We start from the raw sequence: 16,459 nt of genomic DNA, 5'->3' as shown, positions 1-16,459 counted from the left end.
TTAAGTGATACGGATAGGCGTATTTGGGCACTCACTTTTGCTAGGATTCCTGAAGTGCTTGTTCCAAATCTACAATCAGATCTTCGATATCTTCCAGACCTACTGAGAAACGCAGCAATCCATCTGTTATTCCACGGTCATGGCGAACCTCAGCAGGCATTGCCGCATGAGACATCATCGCTGGATAGGACAGAATACTCTCCACAGCTCCCAAACTTACAGCAACAATGGGTAGCTTCACCCGGTTAAGAACTGCTTTTGCGCGATCACCTGAACCGACGTCAAAGGAAACGACAGCTCCATATCCTGTTGACTGGCGCTCATGTGCCTCGCGGCCCGGATGATCCTCCAGTCCAGGGTAAAAGACAGCGGTAATATCGCTGCGCTCATTAAGCCATGCCGCAAGTCTGGCTGTACTACGTTCACTATGAGCCATACGAGCCCCCAAGGTTTTCATCCCGCGCATCAGAAGCCAGGATTCTTGTGCCCCGAGTACAGTTCCAAGTCCATTTTGCAACTGTTTCAGTTGTACGCCAAGTGATTCCGTGCGAGCAACTGCTAAACCTGCCAACACATCACTATGCCCCCCGAGGAACTTGGTAGCACTATGTACGACGATGTCCACACCAAGCTCAATTGGACGCTGATAGTACGGTGTCATAAAGGTGTTATCCAGAATCGTGATCAGGTCATGTTCCTTCGACCAGTCAGTTACGGCAGCGATATCCGTAATTCGCAGTGTAGGGTTGGACGGTGTTTCCATATAAACTGCCTTGGTGTTTGGCTTGAGTGCCGCTTTTACTTCATCGATATTGGTCATGTCTACAAAGGTCGTCTCAATCTGCATACGGCTTAATATGGAAGTAAGCAACCGATACGTACCTCCATATACATCTTCCGTTACAATCATGTGATCCCCTGCGGAGAACATCATGAACACGCTGGAGATCGCAGCCATCCCCGATGAATAGGCGAATCCTCGTGCTCCGCCTTCTAATAGTGTGATGTAATCTTCCAGAGCCTGACGTGTCGGATTACCTGAACGACTGTAATCATGTTGAGGCGGATTGAAGATATCAAAATGGTGGAAGGTTGAGGCTTGATAGATTGGTACACTGGAGGCTCCAGTTGTTTTGTCGATTTCATCACCAAAATGAAGCAATTTGGTCTCAAATTTCAACTCGGCGTTCTGCTTGTTGTTGGACTCACTCATGAGTGCACGCCTCCTTCAACTTCCTGTTGCGCAGCTGTCAGAGCATTGCCAAGATCTGCAATCAGGTCATCCGCATGTTCAATGCCTACGGAGAACCGGAGCAGCCGGTCATCCACACCTACGGCATCACGAATTTCCAGAGGAATATCCGCATGCGTTTGTACCGCTGGGTAGGTCATGAGTGATTCCACTCCACCAAGACTTTCGGCAAAAGCAATCAGTTTGATATGACGCAGCAATGGTTCAACATAACGTGCATCCTTCACTTTAAAAGAGAAGATACCTGTGTTACCGGTGGATTGTTTATTCTGCACCTCATATCCCGGATGATCTGACAGACCTGGATGATACACTTCACCCACCGCTGGATGCTCAAGCAAGTATTTGGCAATGGTAAGCGCATTGTATTCATGACGCTCCATGCGAAGAGCCAGCGTTTTCATCCCTTTCATCAACTGGTAGGAGTCACTTGGAGACAATACAGCTCCAATGGAATTATGCAGGAACGCCATCTCTGCAGATAATGCCTCACCCTTGGTTATAATTAGTCCGGCCAGCACATCATTGTGTCCGCCCAGATATTTGGTAGCGCTATGAATGATGATATCGGCACCCAGTTCAATCGGACGTTGGAAAAATGGAGTCAACAACGTGTTGTCAACAATGGTCAACAGGTTGTAACTTTTCGCCCAGGAAGCAACGGCTTCCACATCTGTGATCATCATCAGTGGATTGGTTGGTGTCTCAATGAATACAGCTTTGGTATTCGGCTGACGAACCTTCTCCAGTGCTGCAAGGTCATTCGTGTCCACATAACTTGCGGTTACTCCGAAACGGGACAAGATGCGTTCAAGCAGACGATAGGTTCCGCCATACAGATCAAGCGATACGATCAGATGATCGCCTTGACCAAACATGGCAAAAATCGTTTGCAGGGCGGCCATACCCGAGCTACAGGCAAACCCTGCATCACCGGACTCCAGCGCTGCAGCCGCTTCTTCCAACACTTTACGGGTTGGATTCGTTGTACGAATATAATCAAACCCCGTGCTTTGTCCAAGTTTCGGGTGACGAAACGCAGTGGATTGATAGATCGGAAAGTTAATGGCGCCTGTTACCGGTTCATTGATGGACCCAATTTGTGCTAAGCGGCTTTCGATTTTCAACTTGTTGTTGTCTTCCATTGCTGCATCCTCCTGTAATCTCGATTAGATTTGCGGGCCAATATCGTAAGGTGTTTCTTGATACACATAGTAATTGAGCCAGTTAGAGAATAATAAGTTGGCATGAGCGCGCCAAGTGGCGGGTGGCACACGGGAAGGATCGTCATTCGGATAATAATGTCTAGGCAATGCGATATCCAACCCTTTAGCTGCATCCCGATCATACTCCCACTTTAATGAGAACGGGTCATACTCGGCATGTCCTGTGGCAAAAATTTGTTTGCCGTCTTTGGTAGCAACCAGGAAGATACCCGCTTCCTCGGACTCAGCCAAAATCTCTAAATTCTCATTCTTTTCAATATCTTCGCGTCTCACTTCCGTATGACGGGAATGTGGAACGTTGAATACCTCATCGAATCCACGCAACAACGGAACATGTGGTTTATTGATGGTATGTGGGAAAACGCCAAAACACTTTTCATCAAGTGCAACCTTGGGTACGTTAAAATGATGGTATAAACCTGCCTGGGAAGCCCAACATATGTGGAGGGTTGAAGTCACATTGGTTTTGGTCCATTCGAAAATCTCCTGGATTTCATTCCAATAGTTCACGTCTTCGAAATCCATCTGTTCCACCGGGGCACCCGTAATAATCATGCCATCGAAACGGCGGTGCTCAATTTCATCGAAGGTTTTATAGAACAGATCCAAATACTCCTGCGACGTATTCTTCGACGTATGGGATTTGGGATGTACGAGAACAACATCCACCTGAATAGGCGTGTTTCCCACCAGACGAAGCAATTGTGTTTCAGTCGTTTCCTTTGTGGGCATCAGGTTTAATATAGCGATACGGAGTGGACGAATATCCTGCTGGTATGCAGAAGTTTCATCCATGACGAAGATATTCTCTCCTTCAAGTACTTCTTTTGCTGGTAGAGTATCCGGAATTTTGATTGGCATGGTAAGTCTAACTCCTCCTTGTGCATAGATAGATGCAGCCGCCACTGGCTTGATGTCTTCACATCAGTATAGTGATTGACTGCCTTGAGCTTGTAAAAACATTGAATTGCTCTTTCATCCAACGTTACAAACAACCTCAAGTTCCTTAGCGAAAATCACTGCTGAGAAGTCGGGGCATATGACAAAGACCTTCCTCGGATTTCGAGAAAGGTCATATGTAAATAGATATGCGCCTCTCTCATCTCTCAGTTACAACAGTGCCACTTGACACTTGGTCGCTGCAAGAATTAGCACCGTGCGGTATACCGCCGGTTGCCGGGTTTCATCGGGCCAGTCCCTCCACCTACTCTTGATAAGATTTCGCTGTATTAGATTGTAATTTAATATGGTTCACCGTCTACTTTATTACATTAATGCCCTCACGTCAAGTTGCAGTTCTCTGTCTGCGGTCCAGATCGGAACCGTTCATCATCCGTTGTCATACACTGCCTCAGGGCGCGAAATAGACACATTTTTGCGCTTGAAAGCACCTTGTACCAGCGGTATACTAAACAAGGTGTTATAAACCCTTATGTGAGAGGTGACATATTAAATGGATGGCGACCCGAGGCCTGACTGGCAGCCGAATTCCGACAAACTGCATAGAGAATTGACATCAGCATGCCGGCAGCGGGACGTGACTTCCGTTTGATTATATAGTGAACGCAGCCCTGATCTCCAGGCTCCGCTGCCGACCGGCTGATTTGTTCTTTTTGCGCCCATAATGATAATATCCGCCAAGTTGGCGGGTGCAGAAGGAGTAGATTAACGATGAAAATCCGGTTGGTAAACAACGGTGTATTTATTCCGGTGGACGATATTCAGCAGGCGCTGACTCCACCAGCGGAAGGATTCTACTGGATTGATGCAGATGTAGACGATTTGGCGGTACTTCAGCCTCTGTTCTTAATGCATGATCTGGCTGTGGAAGACTGTCTTAGTGACGAAGAACAACGTCCGAAGATTGAAATTTATGAGAACCATTATTTTATTGTGATTAATAGCATCCGTTTCGATGATGAAGAGATATTTCTGCGTGCGGTGAACTTGTTCCTCGGCAGACATTTCATTATTAGTGTTACGAAGCAAAAGGTCAGCGAATTGCGTACACTGAAACCAATCCTGTGGGAACAGGAAATCAGTACACCGGATCGTCTGTTGTATTTGCTGGTTGACTTAATTGTTGATAATTATTTCACCGTAGGTGACCGAATTGAAGCACGGATCGAGAAGCTTGAGGAAGACATTCTGATGCACACCAAAAAGTCACATCTGAATGAAATCATCGGGCTGCGCAGTGAGATTCTGTGGCTGAAAAAAGTCCTTGGACCTCAGAAAGAGGTCATCAACACCCTAAACAAAAAAGATCTGCGTCTCATCGATGATCAACTGCAAAAGTATTTCAGTGACATCTATGAGAATGCCGTAAAAATATCGGAAACCTTTGAGACGTATCGCGACCTGATGGGCAACTTGCGAGAAGCCTACCAATCGAGTATAGCGAACCGGGCGAATGAGATCATGCGTGTATTTACTGCCATTACCACGGTCTTCATGCCGCTGACGGTTATTACCGGTATATACGGCATGAACTTTACGAATATGCCTGAGCTTAACTGGAAATACAGCTATTTTGTTGTGATTGGCCTGATGGTTACCCTGGGCCTGAGCATGTTCTTCATTTTCCGCAAAAAAGACTGGGTATGAACTCGTATGAAATAACAAAGACGACGCGCTCCTCTTGGAGAAACGCCTCGTCTTTTTTCATTTCCGATCATTAACCAACTTGCTTCTCTGTCTCTGCGTGCCGACGAAAGCGGATCCGAATCATGCGCAGTTTTTCATAGACCTGCTCCAGACTTCCTCCGTCGGGCTTCTTCGCTCCATACACCTTATGTAATACTGGCTTCAGGAACGTATCTCCCAACTCCTCATATGCACTCCATACAGCCTCTTGTTCGTTCTCTGGCATCACAGCAAGCTCCACATCAAGAAGGCAATCGGTATCATAACCTTCGTGATCCAGTGCCTCTAACCACTCAACCAACTCGCGTCGGGATAATCCGGATCGATTAACAATTTCCTCTAACGTATACCCTTCCTTCATGCCTTCAAGCACCTGCTTGCGCGTGGTGAACTTATCAAGTTCCTGTTTGTACTTCTGCTCTCTCTGCTTGTATAACCAACTCTCATACTCTTCTTCCTTCAGCGCCGTGTATACCCAGTCCAGCGGAAATGTCGTTGAACGCTCCAACCCGTTCGTAATTTCCATCCATTCCGCACCATAGACGGTCGCTTTGCTCTCTCCTACGCCTGGCAGTTGCATCAGTTCATCCAGCGATTGCGGAACAAAGGCACTGATCAAACGCAGCAGACGATTCGTTGCTATAAAATACGGTGCCTTCCGGTCAGACACAGCTCTCTTCCTGCGCCATGTGCACAGATCCGTATATAATTGCTCATTGCCGTATAATTCACTGTAGCAATGGAGCCGCTGTCCACCATAACTGCGTGATTTCAGATCATCATTCTCATGAAATAACCCCTGCAACTGCGGTCTGTACCCCTCACTCATCTGTATGGCAAGCTGATGACGGTAAATATGAAGCAGCTCCTCCCAAGAAGTTCCTTCATACCAGATGCTGTCCTCACGCTCTCCTTCCTCGTAGCGACTCCATCCTAGCTGCCAGCTATCTTCCTCTTCCCCAATCCATAGCTGTGCATACTCTGCATTCTGATCTGACATTCTGGACAATCTGTTCATGAAAATGACTTCCATTTTCCGTTCCCTCCCTTTAACATTTCAGCCTATGCGGGTTAGTTACGCTACCTACAGGCAGCACAAAAAACACCTCTCCTGCAAAATCCATGCAAGAGAGGTGCTTCCTCATTAACCGTGCTATGCTGTTGCCCATATCATACCACAATGGTAAAATTCGTCAATCCCTTAATGATCTACTTATTCAATGCCAGTTTGGCAAGCGCCAGCGAACCACATAGACCCGCATTGTCACCAAGCCCGGGTGAAACAACATACTGGTCAATCTCGGATTGAAGTGCCGGATGCTGAACATATCCAGCCAGCAACTCCTGCAGTTTGCTACGAACCATTGGGAACAGGTGCTCCTGCTTCATTACTCCGCCACCCATTACGATTTTCTGTGGAGAGAGAATGAGAACATAATTCATCAGTGCATGTGCCAGATAATGTGCTTCAATCTCCCATGCTTTATGATCTGCAGGCAGCTCATAAGCCGGTTGCTCCCAACGTTTGTTAATGGCTGGGCCAGCTGCAAGGCCTTCAAGACAGTCACCATGATACGGACAGAAACCTTCGTACGTATCCTCCGGATGTCTGCGTACAATGATATGTCCCATCTCTGGATGAGACAATCCATGGACCATTTTACCGCCAACCACAGCACCTGCACCAATACCTGTACCCACCGTGATATACAGACAGCTCTCAAGACCTTGTGCAGCGCCCCAGGTTGCTTCTCCAAGTGCAGCACCATTCACATCCGTATCAAATGTCATCGGTACATCAAAATGCTCCTTAAGCTTGCCAATCAGGTTATACTGTCCCCAATGTGGTTTTGGTGTTGTTGTGATATAACCATACGTTGGGCTTCCTTCAATTGGATCAATTGGACCGAATGAACCTACACCCAAAGCTTCAATGCCTTTGCCTTCAAAAAACGAAATCACTTGAGCCATGGTTTCTTCCGGTGTTGTTGTTGGAAAACTTACGCGTTCCAGAACTTCTCCTTTTTCTGTGCCAATACCACATACAAATTTGGTTCCACCTGCTTCAATTGCGCCTAAGATCGTCATGTTAGTCACACTCCCAAGTTAGTTTAAAAAGGAAATAATCGTTCGTGCTTTACTTGATGACACTATAATTACCCTGTTACTTGTTCTCGAGCTTGGACAATCGTTTCATTAACGTTTGCCTCCAGCTGTCTGACAGCGCAGGAATGGCCAGCAACGCCTCCATACCCTCGACATTTTCTTTTCCCTGATGCATAATTCGATTGGCTTCAAGAACAGTCATTGATGCAGGATCGGTGCTGATCCGTCGAAATATCGATGAAGGCCTTACTTCACCTTCTTGCAGTACACGAAAGTAAAAGCCGGTATATCCACTCTCCTGAAAATAAACAGGCAGCTCCTTATAATCATACCTCGCACCCAGCTTGAAACAAGGTTGTCTGGGCTGACTGACCTGCACTGTGGCTTCACCCAACTCATACACATCACCAATCCGAACGACTTCTTCGGCACAGCCTTCAACCGTCAGATTTTCTCCACAAGCTCCCCAGTCTAGCTTGCGATCCATCAACTGTTCCAGCTCCGGATAACGACTGTAATCGTATACACAAACGGCCTTGTCAGGGCCTCCATGATGCACCAGATCCGCCTGCGCATCCCCTGTCATTCCAGTGAATGACAGGAAAACCGCGTCGGATACAGGATGTTTCACAATGCCGCTCAGCACTTCACGCTTCTGCCCAGGGAGTGGCTGCGGCAGTCCTACATTGATGGCCAGAACAGCTGTGCTGCCCTCCCCTGGCTTTCGATCAGATGTGAGTGTCATTTGCGTCATCCCTCCCATAATCACTTTCTTTTAACGCACAGAGCCGCCAAATACGAGTGTATTACTCAAAAGTCGACCTGGTGAAGTCAGCATTTTGCCCCCGGCATACATGCCTGAGGATGCACCACCATCCAGATTCATGGCCTGCTTTGCACCAAGCTTCTGCATCACCGCTGCCCACTCCTTGATTGTGGCTCCGGAAACGGTAGCCAGCATAACGGAACCGTCTGCCATGATCGCGATACCACTTCTGGCTCCGGAAGCATTAAGAATCTTGGCATCCTTGAAACCTTCGCTCGTCGGATTTACAGCTACCTTGCCGTCTTTCACCAGACGCGGGCCTGCTCCCACAGCAGTCACTACATCTTGCCAAGGGATCTCTTTACCTGCTGCGTTTGTATATTTGTAATTCATTTCTACGGTTGAACCAACGGTGAAACGATCCGAAGAAGACTTTTGATTACCTGTGAAAACCAGTACCGAGCCATTCTTAGGAATGGCTACATTGGTGTTGGGCACTTTCTTGGTCACGATGCCTTTCTCCATGACTACGGCAGTACCGCCTTTAAACCCGACTGTGGCACCTCTTTCAGGCGTATACAGCATCGTAATGCTTGCATTCGCAGAGGGTGTTCGATTAATAAATGTCGCATACCAACTGCGTGATTTGCCTTTTGTATCTGTTACTTTACCTGTCAAACTCACCTGAAGTGAATCCATAATTGCCGAGCCATCTTCCTTAAATCCGATGGATGTTCCGTATCTTCCAATATGTATGACCTTACCATTAGCTATTAACATACCGTATGGATCTGGTGCTCCGTTATATGCTTCGAAAAATGCTCCGTTAATGGCAGCTTGTGCACCATAGGCTTTCACAATCGATGGCAATGTTGCCGTCTGGCCAACTTGCTTCTTCGCGAGTCCCACGGTAACCGGTGTTCCCTTCGGAATCGAAACGGTCTGTACGGTAAAATTACGTCCTGCTGCTTTTACTTTCTGTACTTTGGTGCTAATTGCTGCTTTGGCATCCACTGTCTGTGGCGCACTCACTGCTCCCGAAAGAATTACGGGCAAGGCCAGGACGAGGGCCATAGCCCCTGTCCACCACTTTTTGCCTGTTCGTACGTTCTGCTTGTTGCTCACCCTATTGCCACTCCCATCCAAGAGCCAAGGCTCTTCATCTCAAGTTGTTCAAACTTGTCCATCACCATATCCGGATCAAGACGCAATTCACAGATATCCAGCGCACAGGCAACCGGAACAGCACAATGAATCTCTGCCAGTTTGCGGGACAGATGAAGCATGTCCAGATCATTCTCAATCTTGTTACGCACCGAAGGCGTCAATTTATCCATGTTGCTCAAAATGCCTTCAATGGAGCCGTACTCCTGTACAAGCTTCAACGCTGTTTTCTCACCAATTCCCCGTACTCCGGGATAATTGTCACTGGCATCTCCCATCAGACCCTTCATGTCAATCACTTGACGAGGTGTCAGTTGTTTCTCTGCCATGAGCGTTTCAGGGTTGTACACCATGTAGTTGCCATGGCCTTTTTTCATAATAATGATACTTGTGCGGTCGTTAATCAGTTGCAACATGTCGTGGTCACCCGTCAGTACCATAACATTCATATCGGTCTCTTCGGTATAATACTTAGCAAGCGTCCCAATGCAATCGTCGGCTTCGAATCCTTGTGCACCTATATTTGGAATACCCAGGCTGTCCATGACTTCACGAATCAGAGCAAACTGGGGAATCAGGTCATCCGGAGCTTCGGCCCGGTTGCCTTTGTAGGCTGCATATTCTTCACCGCGGAACGTCTTACCGCCCATATCCCAACAACATACGACATGACTTGGCCCAAAAGTCTGAACCGCATCCCAGAAATAACGGATAAATCCGTAGACTGCGTTGGTAGGCAATCCTGCCTTTGTACGTCTGATATATCCGCTTGCAGATGTCGCATAAAAAGCACGGAACAACACCGCCATACCGTCCACCAGCAACAAAGTAGGTTCATTACGTTGATTCACTTGAATTTGTTCTCTCCTGTCCTGATTCTATAGAAATTAAACTAAAGTATATTTACACTTACCATTCCGATGACAGAACAACCTTCTGATCGCTGTTATCCCCAGATTTTTTTGATTCCCTTTTCCAGAAGGGAAAATCCGGGGATAAAGGCGAACGCTCCGCTTCTTCAGGTTATTTCTGTCCTCTCCATTTTCGTGTAAATGTTTAGTTCAATTTCTATAGCAAATAAAATACGAAACTAATTCTATCATTATAGCATAGTTCCGCCAACCATCGTTCAGCCAAAAAAGCCCTGAATTTTGAACAATTCAGAGCTGGTATTCAGCACGTTTATGCGTTATTCCATTCCTGCTCGTACGTCTCTTCCTTGAAACCAACCGTAACCTTTTCTCCATCCGTAACAATCGGACGCTTGATCAGCCGACCATTGGAAGCCAGCAAACGAATCTGTTCATCAGCGGACATGCCTGGCAGCTTGTCCTTCAGTTGTTGTTCTTTGTACACTTCCCCGCTCGTATTAAAGAACTTCTTCACCTCGAGCCCGCTCTTCTGGATCAGTTCTGTTAGTTCGGATTCTGATGGCGGTGTATCGAAAATGGGGATTAGCTCCAGCTCATGTCCTTGGCCTTCAAGCCACTTTACAGCTTTGCGGCATGTGCCGCATTTGGCATATTGATATACTTTTAAGTTGCTCATTTATTTGTTCCTCCAATGCTCCGGTTTCGTGTGGCTCCGGTTTCGACTTCTCGCTTTCCTTGGTTTGCTTCGCAAATCCAAAAGTCGCTCCAAATCGATACCATCGCCATGCAACTTTACTGATTTTTGCGAATGAGTTCAAAAACACTCATTCGCTATATTTCTTTGGACCAAAATCTTACAGCTTTTATATCCTTAAAAGCTGTAAGATTTGAGTTCTTGAAATATTTAATATGAAATTGGTAAACATCAATACATTAAACCATAAAGATTAGCCTACGGCATGTTGTTCGGGTGCATGAAGCATCCCTCACAAACAAGATTTAAGCAAACAGCGTTGAACCTCAAGCAGAACGAGCCTTAAAGAAAGCTACGATACAGAGTGTGTATCTAAGTAAATCTAAAGACCTCGTCTCAGGCTTCCTACAGTTCTTCTCTGGGAGCTGCCTCATCATTCAAACGCTTCTCCAACGCGGCCATATCTGCTGGAAAAGGAGCCTGGAACGTCATGCGTTCCTGTAGAATTGGATGCTCGAACGTCAGCTCACAGGCATGTAATGCCTGACGTTCAATCCAGCTGTCCCGTTCCTCCCGTACAACCATCGTCTGCTCATCGATTCCGTCCACAGGGAGTGTCTTATACATCCGATCTCCGATTAACGGGCAACCGATGGACGTCATATGTACCCGGATCTGGTGGGTCCTGCCACTTTCCAGCTTGAGACTTACTGCACTGGCGCTGCCCTCTGCCCAACGTGTTAAGGTTGTGTACAACGTTCTTGCAGCGTAACCATCAGGTGTTACGATTCGGCGGTGTGGCTCTTCAGGATCGCGATCGATCGGGCCATCTACTGACCCCTGTTCCGGGACAGGGTTGCCGTGTACAAGCGCAATATATTTCTTATCTACCGTCCCTGCAATCATCTGTTCAGATACGTGCTGGTGCACATAGGGATTCTTGGCTATGGCGAGCACACCTGACGTTTCCTGATCAAGCCGATGAATCGGTCTGAACCGGAATCGTTCGCCTTTGGATTTCCAGTAATGAACGACCCCATTCGCCAAAGTACCTGTATAATGTCCATGCGTCGGATGAACGATGATGCCCGCATCCTTGTTGACAATAAGCAAGTGCTCGTCTTCATACAGAACGGTAAAGGGGATAGGTTCAGGCAAAATATCATCCGATTCCTCTTGCTCCATCCGAACTTCAACGACATCACCAGCAGCTACCTTGACGCTAATGTATACGCGCTCTCCATTAAGCATAACGCCTTGTTCCGTCAGCTTGATTTTGGATAAAAGCTTACGCGACACCAGCAGCCGGCGCTGAAGCACGGTCTTCAGCAACCAGCCATCTTCTTGTTCGGTCACCGTGTAGACAATCGGCGAATAATATCGGCTCATTCTTTGCGGCGGAAGACTTTTTTGCTCCGCACATATTCAATATCCGCCACCTGTTGTCTTGCGTTGGCCGTCCGTGCAACCACGAAGAAGTAATCAGACAGTCTGTTTAGATACCGTCGTACAGACGGATTAATATCGGTATGTTGCCCAAGTGTTACCGTGCGACGTTCTGCGCGGCGACATACCGTCCGGCACACATGAAGAGCAGAAGATAGCTGACTGCCGCCTGGAATAATGAACCGTTCCACTTTTGGATTCTCTGCATCATACTGGTCGATCCATTGTTCCAGACGTGTGACCATTTCATCTCTCACCTTATATTTGGTCTCACTAATCTTCACGAAGGCCAGATCCGACCCGCAATCAAACAGTTCCTGCTGAACTTCCAGCAGATGTTCACGCAGATCTTCAAATTCCCCTTGAGCAGAGTCAATAAGGCTGATCGCCTGACCGACAAAACAGTTCAACTCATCAATTGTGCCATAAGCCTCAACTCGGTCATCATCCTTGATGACGCGTCCACCGATGACAGAAGTCTGTCCTTCGTCACCTGTTCGTGTATATATGCCCATCGTTATCCCTCCAATTGGTAATATAATAATGAATACGGGAATGCCATTTTTTCAGAAACCCCTCTATCGCTTTACACGTATATAAGAATTGGTGTGCTCTGCCGAGTATACGACAAATCGAAGGAAACCAAAAGTAAAGGAGACGATTATGCAAAACTGGATAACCGATTTCATGGAACAATACGGCTACATAGGCATTGCACTCATTATTGCTCTTGAGAACGTATTTCCCCCGATTCCATCCGAAATCATCTTGCCGTTTGGCGGTTTCATGACCACCTATACCAGTCTCACTCTTCCAGGTGTTATTATCGCCGCAACCATTGGCTCCGTCCTTGGTGCTGTTCTCCTGTATGGTATTGGACTACTCATTGACGTCGAACGCCTTGAGAAAATTGTGGAACGTTGGGGACATGTTCTGCGCATCAAAAAAGAGGATATTCACCGTGTCGATGCATGGTTTGACAAATATGGCATGTGGACCGTATTATTCTGCCGAATGGTTCCCCTCGTCCGAAGTCTGATCTCCATCCCCGCAGGCATGTCCAATATGAAATTTGGTTTATTCCTTCTCTTTACAACCATTGGTACATTGATCTGGAATGTCATTCTTGTCTGCGTTGGCGCTGCGCTTGGCGCATCATGGGAGAGCATTTTGCACTTTATGGACGTCTATTCCATTGTAGTGTACGTCATTCTGGCCATCATTGTCATCGGATGTATCATCTGGTGGATCAGACGTAGCAAAAAGCAAAAATAAAAAAAAGATGATTAAATAAAGCCTCCTCGCCACCAATTCGTGGTTAAGGAGGCTTCTTTATGTCACCCGTTTATGTCATCTCGCTATCGTTCATCTTCATTTCGCATGCCCTGACTCTTAAGATCGATAGCCAGTCCAGATACCAGCAAGTACATCTTTTCAGCATGTATCTGCAGCATTCGGTTAACCGAAGCCATTCTCGCTGTAAATATTCGTTCTTCCTCGGTAGGATGCAACGTGCCATGCATTTCATTGGTAACCACAAGCAACTTCCCCTGATAAGACAATAACGCATCAAGCAAAAGCTGTGTCTCTGAACGCTGATGATTCAGATCCTCTGTTGCCCTGAAACCGGCAGCCATCCAGGAAGTCAGACTGTCTACAATTAAAATTCGCTGATCTGCCAAAAACAGATTGGATTCCCGATTAATTTGGGTGATCACCTCTGTCAGATGCTGACCGTTCCCGGCATGAATGGCACGATAATGAGCGGATGGCAATTCGGGAATAACGGGATCATGATCACCAGTGGATAAATATACACCCTCCCGGCTAATCCCGGCTGCGTACTTGAGGGCAAACCGGGTTTTACCACTACCTATGCCGCCTGTGACCGTAATCAGCAATCCGCTTCCCTCCTTCCATAGCCATTCTGAATTTTCTTTACTCTGTCAGCGCCTTCAGCACTTTCTTGGATTCTTCGACATTGGAAGCTGACACTGGAATGGTGGCGAACAAATTGCTCGCAGCATATTCTACATCTTTAAACATTTTCATATCTTCGAGTGGAATGCCGTAAAGATGTGATTCTTGTTTGATATCTGAACCTCCATCTCCTTCACCCTTCTCTACCAATACTCCACCCTCAAATACACCCCGTTCAAACTTCTTGGGATCAAAAGTATCATCCAGCGGAACATTAGAGCCATTACTTCCGTATTGTTTCATGTCGGATTCAGGCAAAATGAAAATATCATGTCCTCCAGCCGCATATTCTACCATAATTTTCTGAACATCATACATTGCACTGGTAATTACTTCCACCTTGGGTTCCTCACCCAGTTTCTGTTGCAGATTGGCCTGTAACTGCTCTGAGATTACAGATGGATTTCCTTGGTTATCAATGATGAATATGGAAAAACCATCTTTACCTCCACAACCAGCAAGCAGAAAAACGATAGAAATGATTGCAGTAAGCCCCCAAAATCTCTTCATTCCAGTTCCCCCTTTAGTCTCCTATGTCCAATATATCACAATTGTTCCACGCAAAAAAATAACCTGTTTTATTGAGGGATTACCCTTGCTTTACACACAAAAAAAGAAGACCCTCTCAGGTCTTCCTTCTAACTCAATAAAATGAAACGTTTCAATTCAGCAAAAACGTTATTTTCCTTTTATCGGGTTAGCCTTCATATATTCATTAATCTTTAAATCCAGCAAACTGCTGATTTCAATTACAATATCGGATGTGAATGATTTCTCTTCGAGGAAGATCTGTTCCATCTTGCGACGAAGCATATGAATTTCATCTTCCAAGGAAATGTCATGCAAAGATGCGTTATCGGGTTTCACCGACCATCGGTCGCCATGATCGCCTTCTGCCAGAACGTGCCCACGATTCGTCGGTAAATCATATTCAACACAAAACAAAGCTAACCCCTCCTTGGAAAAATGGTTTCCAAATATAAGAAAACTTATTTCAAATTGAAATTATATCACATTATTTTGTAAAAGAAAGTTATTTTTTTACAATGATAACAATGTCACATTTGTAAAAAGATTCTTCTTTAGTATTAACCCTCTTTTTGCAGTTTGTAAACAAAGTTTCCGATTCGTTCCAAAGCTTCATTCAATTGGGTCACAGAAGTAGCATAAGAACAACGTAAGAAGCCTTCACCCTGAGGGCCAAAAACATTGCCGGGAACAGCAGCAACTTTATTCTCCGTTAACAATCGCTCAGCAAACAGGTCAGAACTCATCCCTGTCTTTTGAATGCTCGGGAATGCATAGAATGCTCCCTGAGGTTCATGACAATCGAGTCCAATATCCCTGAATCCCTGTACAATCAAACGTCTACGCTGGTTATACGATTCTACCATCCGATCTTTCTCACCCAAACCATTCGTCAATGCCTCAAGTGCAGCAACCTGACCCATGGCCGGCGCACACATTACCGTATACTGATGGATTTTGAGCATGGCTGCAATAAGCTCAGGATGACCACACATGTAACCGATCCGCCAACCTGTCATTGCAAAAGCCTTCGAAAATCCGCTTACGAGAATGGTCCGCTCCTTCATGTCAGGGATAGCTGCAAAGCTAACATGTTTTTGCGTATACGTCAATTCAGCGTAAATTTCATCCGCGATCACAATCAGATCATGCTTTTTAATCACTTCAGCAATAGGCAGCCACTCTTCATACGTCATGATGGCTCCAGTGGGATTACTCGGATAACACAGAATAACCACTTTCGACTTCGGTGTGATGCCAGCTTCAAGTGCTTCGGCCGTTAACTTGAACTGATCTTTCGCGTAGGTTTCAACACCAACCGGTATACCGCCACCGATTGAAGCGATTGGTGAATAAGCCACGTACGAAGGTTCAGGAATGAGAATCTCGTCGCCAGGTACGATTAATGCTCGCAAAGCCAAGTCAATCGCTTCACTGCCACCCACAGTAACAATAATCTCATCCTTGGGATCGTATTTGGTATCAAACTGAGTATCCAGATATTCACTGATGGCTTCTCTCAACTTCGGCATACCTGCGTTGGATGTGTAGCTGGTCATACCTCTTTCCAGCGAGTATACACAAGCTTCACGCATATGCCAAGGTGTAACAAAATCAGGTTCACCCACACCCAATGTGATAATATCCTTGTTGTCTCCAACCAGATCAAAAAATTTACGAATTCCGGATGGAGGTATCTGCTGCACGAGGGGTGCCAGATAAGATGTCATTTTCTTGTTGTTCCCGGTTGTCTGTTCATTCACTATCATGACACATCTT

At 46.2% G+C, this 16,459-nt stretch carries 17 protein-coding genes and 1 riboswitch; of the genes, 2 read left to right on the top strand and 15 right to left on the bottom strand.

Features of this window, described 5'->3' with window-relative positions:
* Window positions 1-40 precede the first annotated feature (40 nt).
* Genes NKT06_RS09025 through metA form a run of 3 tightly spaced genes read right to left on the bottom strand, consistent with a single transcriptional unit; the run spans window position 41 to window position 3,339 of the window.
* A complete protein-coding gene (locus NKT06_RS09025; protein ID WP_253432818.1) occupies window positions 41-1,213 on the bottom strand; it encodes a trans-sulfuration enzyme family protein in 1,173 nt (390 codons plus the stop codon).
* The gene (locus tag NKT06_RS09020; RefSeq protein WP_253432814.1) at window positions 1,210-2,397 is read right to left on the bottom strand and encodes a PLP-dependent transferase; all 1,188 of its coding nucleotides are present in this window, start codon (window positions 2,395-2,397) and stop codon (window positions 1,210-1,212) included. The genes NKT06_RS09025 and NKT06_RS09020 overlap by 4 nt, the downstream gene beginning before the upstream one ends.
* Before the next feature lie 24 nt (window positions 2,398-2,421).
* Entirely contained in the window at window positions 2,422-3,339 is a 918-nt protein-coding gene (metA, locus tag NKT06_RS09015) for a homoserine O-acetyltransferase MetA (RefSeq protein ID WP_253432811.1), read from the bottom strand.
* Between the two features lie 235 nt (window positions 3,340-3,574).
* Window positions 3,575-3,698: riboswitch (SAM riboswitch) on the bottom strand.
* A gap of 451 nt (window positions 3,699-4,149) precedes the next feature.
* Here metA and corA point away from each other — a divergent pair.
* Complete coding sequence (corA, locus tag NKT06_RS09010) at window positions 4,150-5,085, top strand: magnesium/cobalt transporter CorA (protein ID WP_062833460.1); 936 nt, start codon at window positions 4,150-4,152, stop codon at window positions 5,083-5,085.
* A 70-nt stretch (window positions 5,086-5,155) separates the two neighbouring features.
* Here the strand turns inward: corA and NKT06_RS09005 are convergent, their stop codons facing one another.
* From NKT06_RS09005 to NKT06_RS08970, 8 genes are all read right to left on the bottom strand, one after another.
* Complete coding sequence (locus NKT06_RS09005; RefSeq protein WP_253432808.1) at window positions 5,156-6,157, bottom strand: HRDC domain-containing protein; 1,002 nt, start codon at window positions 6,155-6,157, stop codon at window positions 5,156-5,158.
* 176 nt (window positions 6,158-6,333) lie between these two features.
* Window positions 6,334-7,212: an ROK family protein gene (locus NKT06_RS09000; RefSeq protein WP_253432805.1), complete on the bottom strand. Its 879-nt coding sequence runs from the start codon at window positions 7,210-7,212 to the stop codon at window positions 6,334-6,336.
* Between the two features lie 76 nt (window positions 7,213-7,288).
* On the bottom strand, window positions 7,289-7,975 hold the full coding sequence (locus tag NKT06_RS08995; RefSeq protein ID WP_253432802.1) for an MOSC domain-containing protein: 687 nt from the start codon (window positions 7,973-7,975) through the stop codon (window positions 7,289-7,291).
* A 30-nt stretch (window positions 7,976-8,005) separates the two neighbouring features.
* Entirely contained in the window at window positions 8,006-9,121 is a 1,116-nt protein-coding gene (locus tag NKT06_RS08990; protein WP_133384130.1) for a phosphodiester glycosidase family protein, read from the bottom strand.
* Window positions 9,118-10,011 (bottom strand): 5'-3' exonuclease, encoded by an 894-nt coding sequence (locus tag NKT06_RS08985; RefSeq protein WP_017689620.1) that lies wholly within the window; start codon window positions 10,009-10,011, stop codon window positions 9,118-9,120. Before NKT06_RS08985 ends, NKT06_RS08990 begins: the two co-directional genes overlap by 4 nt.
* A gap of 331 nt (window positions 10,012-10,342) precedes the next feature.
* Window positions 10,343-10,708 carry an arsenate reductase family protein gene (locus NKT06_RS08980; RefSeq protein ID WP_253432799.1) on the bottom strand — a complete coding sequence of 122 codons (366 nt, stop codon included), beginning with the start codon at window positions 10,706-10,708 and terminating at the stop codon, window positions 10,343-10,345.
* A gap of 423 nt (window positions 10,709-11,131) precedes the next feature.
* A complete protein-coding gene (locus NKT06_RS08975) occupies window positions 11,132-12,115 on the bottom strand; it encodes an RluA family pseudouridine synthase (RefSeq protein ID WP_253432797.1) in 984 nt (327 codons plus the stop codon).
* The gene (locus tag NKT06_RS08970; RefSeq protein WP_036610088.1) at window positions 12,112-12,687 is read right to left on the bottom strand and encodes a cob(I)yrinic acid a,c-diamide adenosyltransferase; all 576 of its coding nucleotides are present in this window, start codon (window positions 12,685-12,687) and stop codon (window positions 12,112-12,114) included. The genes NKT06_RS08975 and NKT06_RS08970 overlap by 4 nt, the downstream gene beginning before the upstream one ends.
* Window positions 12,688-12,835: 148 nt before the next feature.
* Here NKT06_RS08970 and NKT06_RS08965 point away from each other — a divergent pair, with 148 nt between their 5' ends.
* Window positions 12,836-13,447, top strand: coding sequence for a DedA family protein (locus NKT06_RS08965; protein ID WP_091014720.1), 612 nt, complete (start codon window positions 12,836-12,838; stop codon window positions 13,445-13,447).
* Window positions 13,448-13,530: 83 nt separating this feature from the next.
* Here the strand turns inward: NKT06_RS08965 and NKT06_RS08960 are convergent, their stop codons facing one another.
* From NKT06_RS08960 to NKT06_RS08945, 4 genes are all read right to left on the bottom strand, one after another.
* Complete coding sequence (locus tag NKT06_RS08960; protein ID WP_253432794.1) at window positions 13,531-14,073, bottom strand: bifunctional adenosylcobinamide kinase/adenosylcobinamide-phosphate guanylyltransferase; 543 nt, start codon at window positions 14,071-14,073, stop codon at window positions 13,531-13,533.
* A gap of 37 nt (window positions 14,074-14,110) precedes the next feature.
* Entirely contained in the window at window positions 14,111-14,662 is a 552-nt protein-coding gene (locus tag NKT06_RS08955) for a type 2 periplasmic-binding domain-containing protein (RefSeq protein ID WP_253432791.1), read from the bottom strand.
* A 168-nt stretch (window positions 14,663-14,830) separates the two neighbouring features.
* On the bottom strand, window positions 14,831-15,052 hold the full coding sequence (locus NKT06_RS08950) for an aspartyl-phosphate phosphatase Spo0E family protein (protein ID WP_176872852.1): 222 nt from the start codon (window positions 15,050-15,052) through the stop codon (window positions 14,831-14,833).
* 188 nt (window positions 15,053-15,240) lie between these two features.
* Window positions 15,241-16,449, bottom strand: a complete 1,209-nt coding sequence (locus NKT06_RS08945; RefSeq protein ID WP_036610094.1) for an aminotransferase class I/II-fold pyridoxal phosphate-dependent enzyme — start codon at window positions 16,447-16,449, stop codon at window positions 15,241-15,243.
* Between the last annotated feature and the right edge of the window lie 10 nt (window positions 16,450-16,459).

Origin of the sequence: Paenibacillus sp. 1781tsa1 (assembly GCF_024159265.1) — a bacterium.
Taxonomy (GTDB): Bacteria; Bacillota; Bacilli; order Paenibacillales; family Paenibacillaceae; genus Paenibacillus.
The sequence above is the reverse complement of the archived record's forward strand: the minus strand, read 5'-3'. Positions and strand labels throughout refer to the sequence as shown.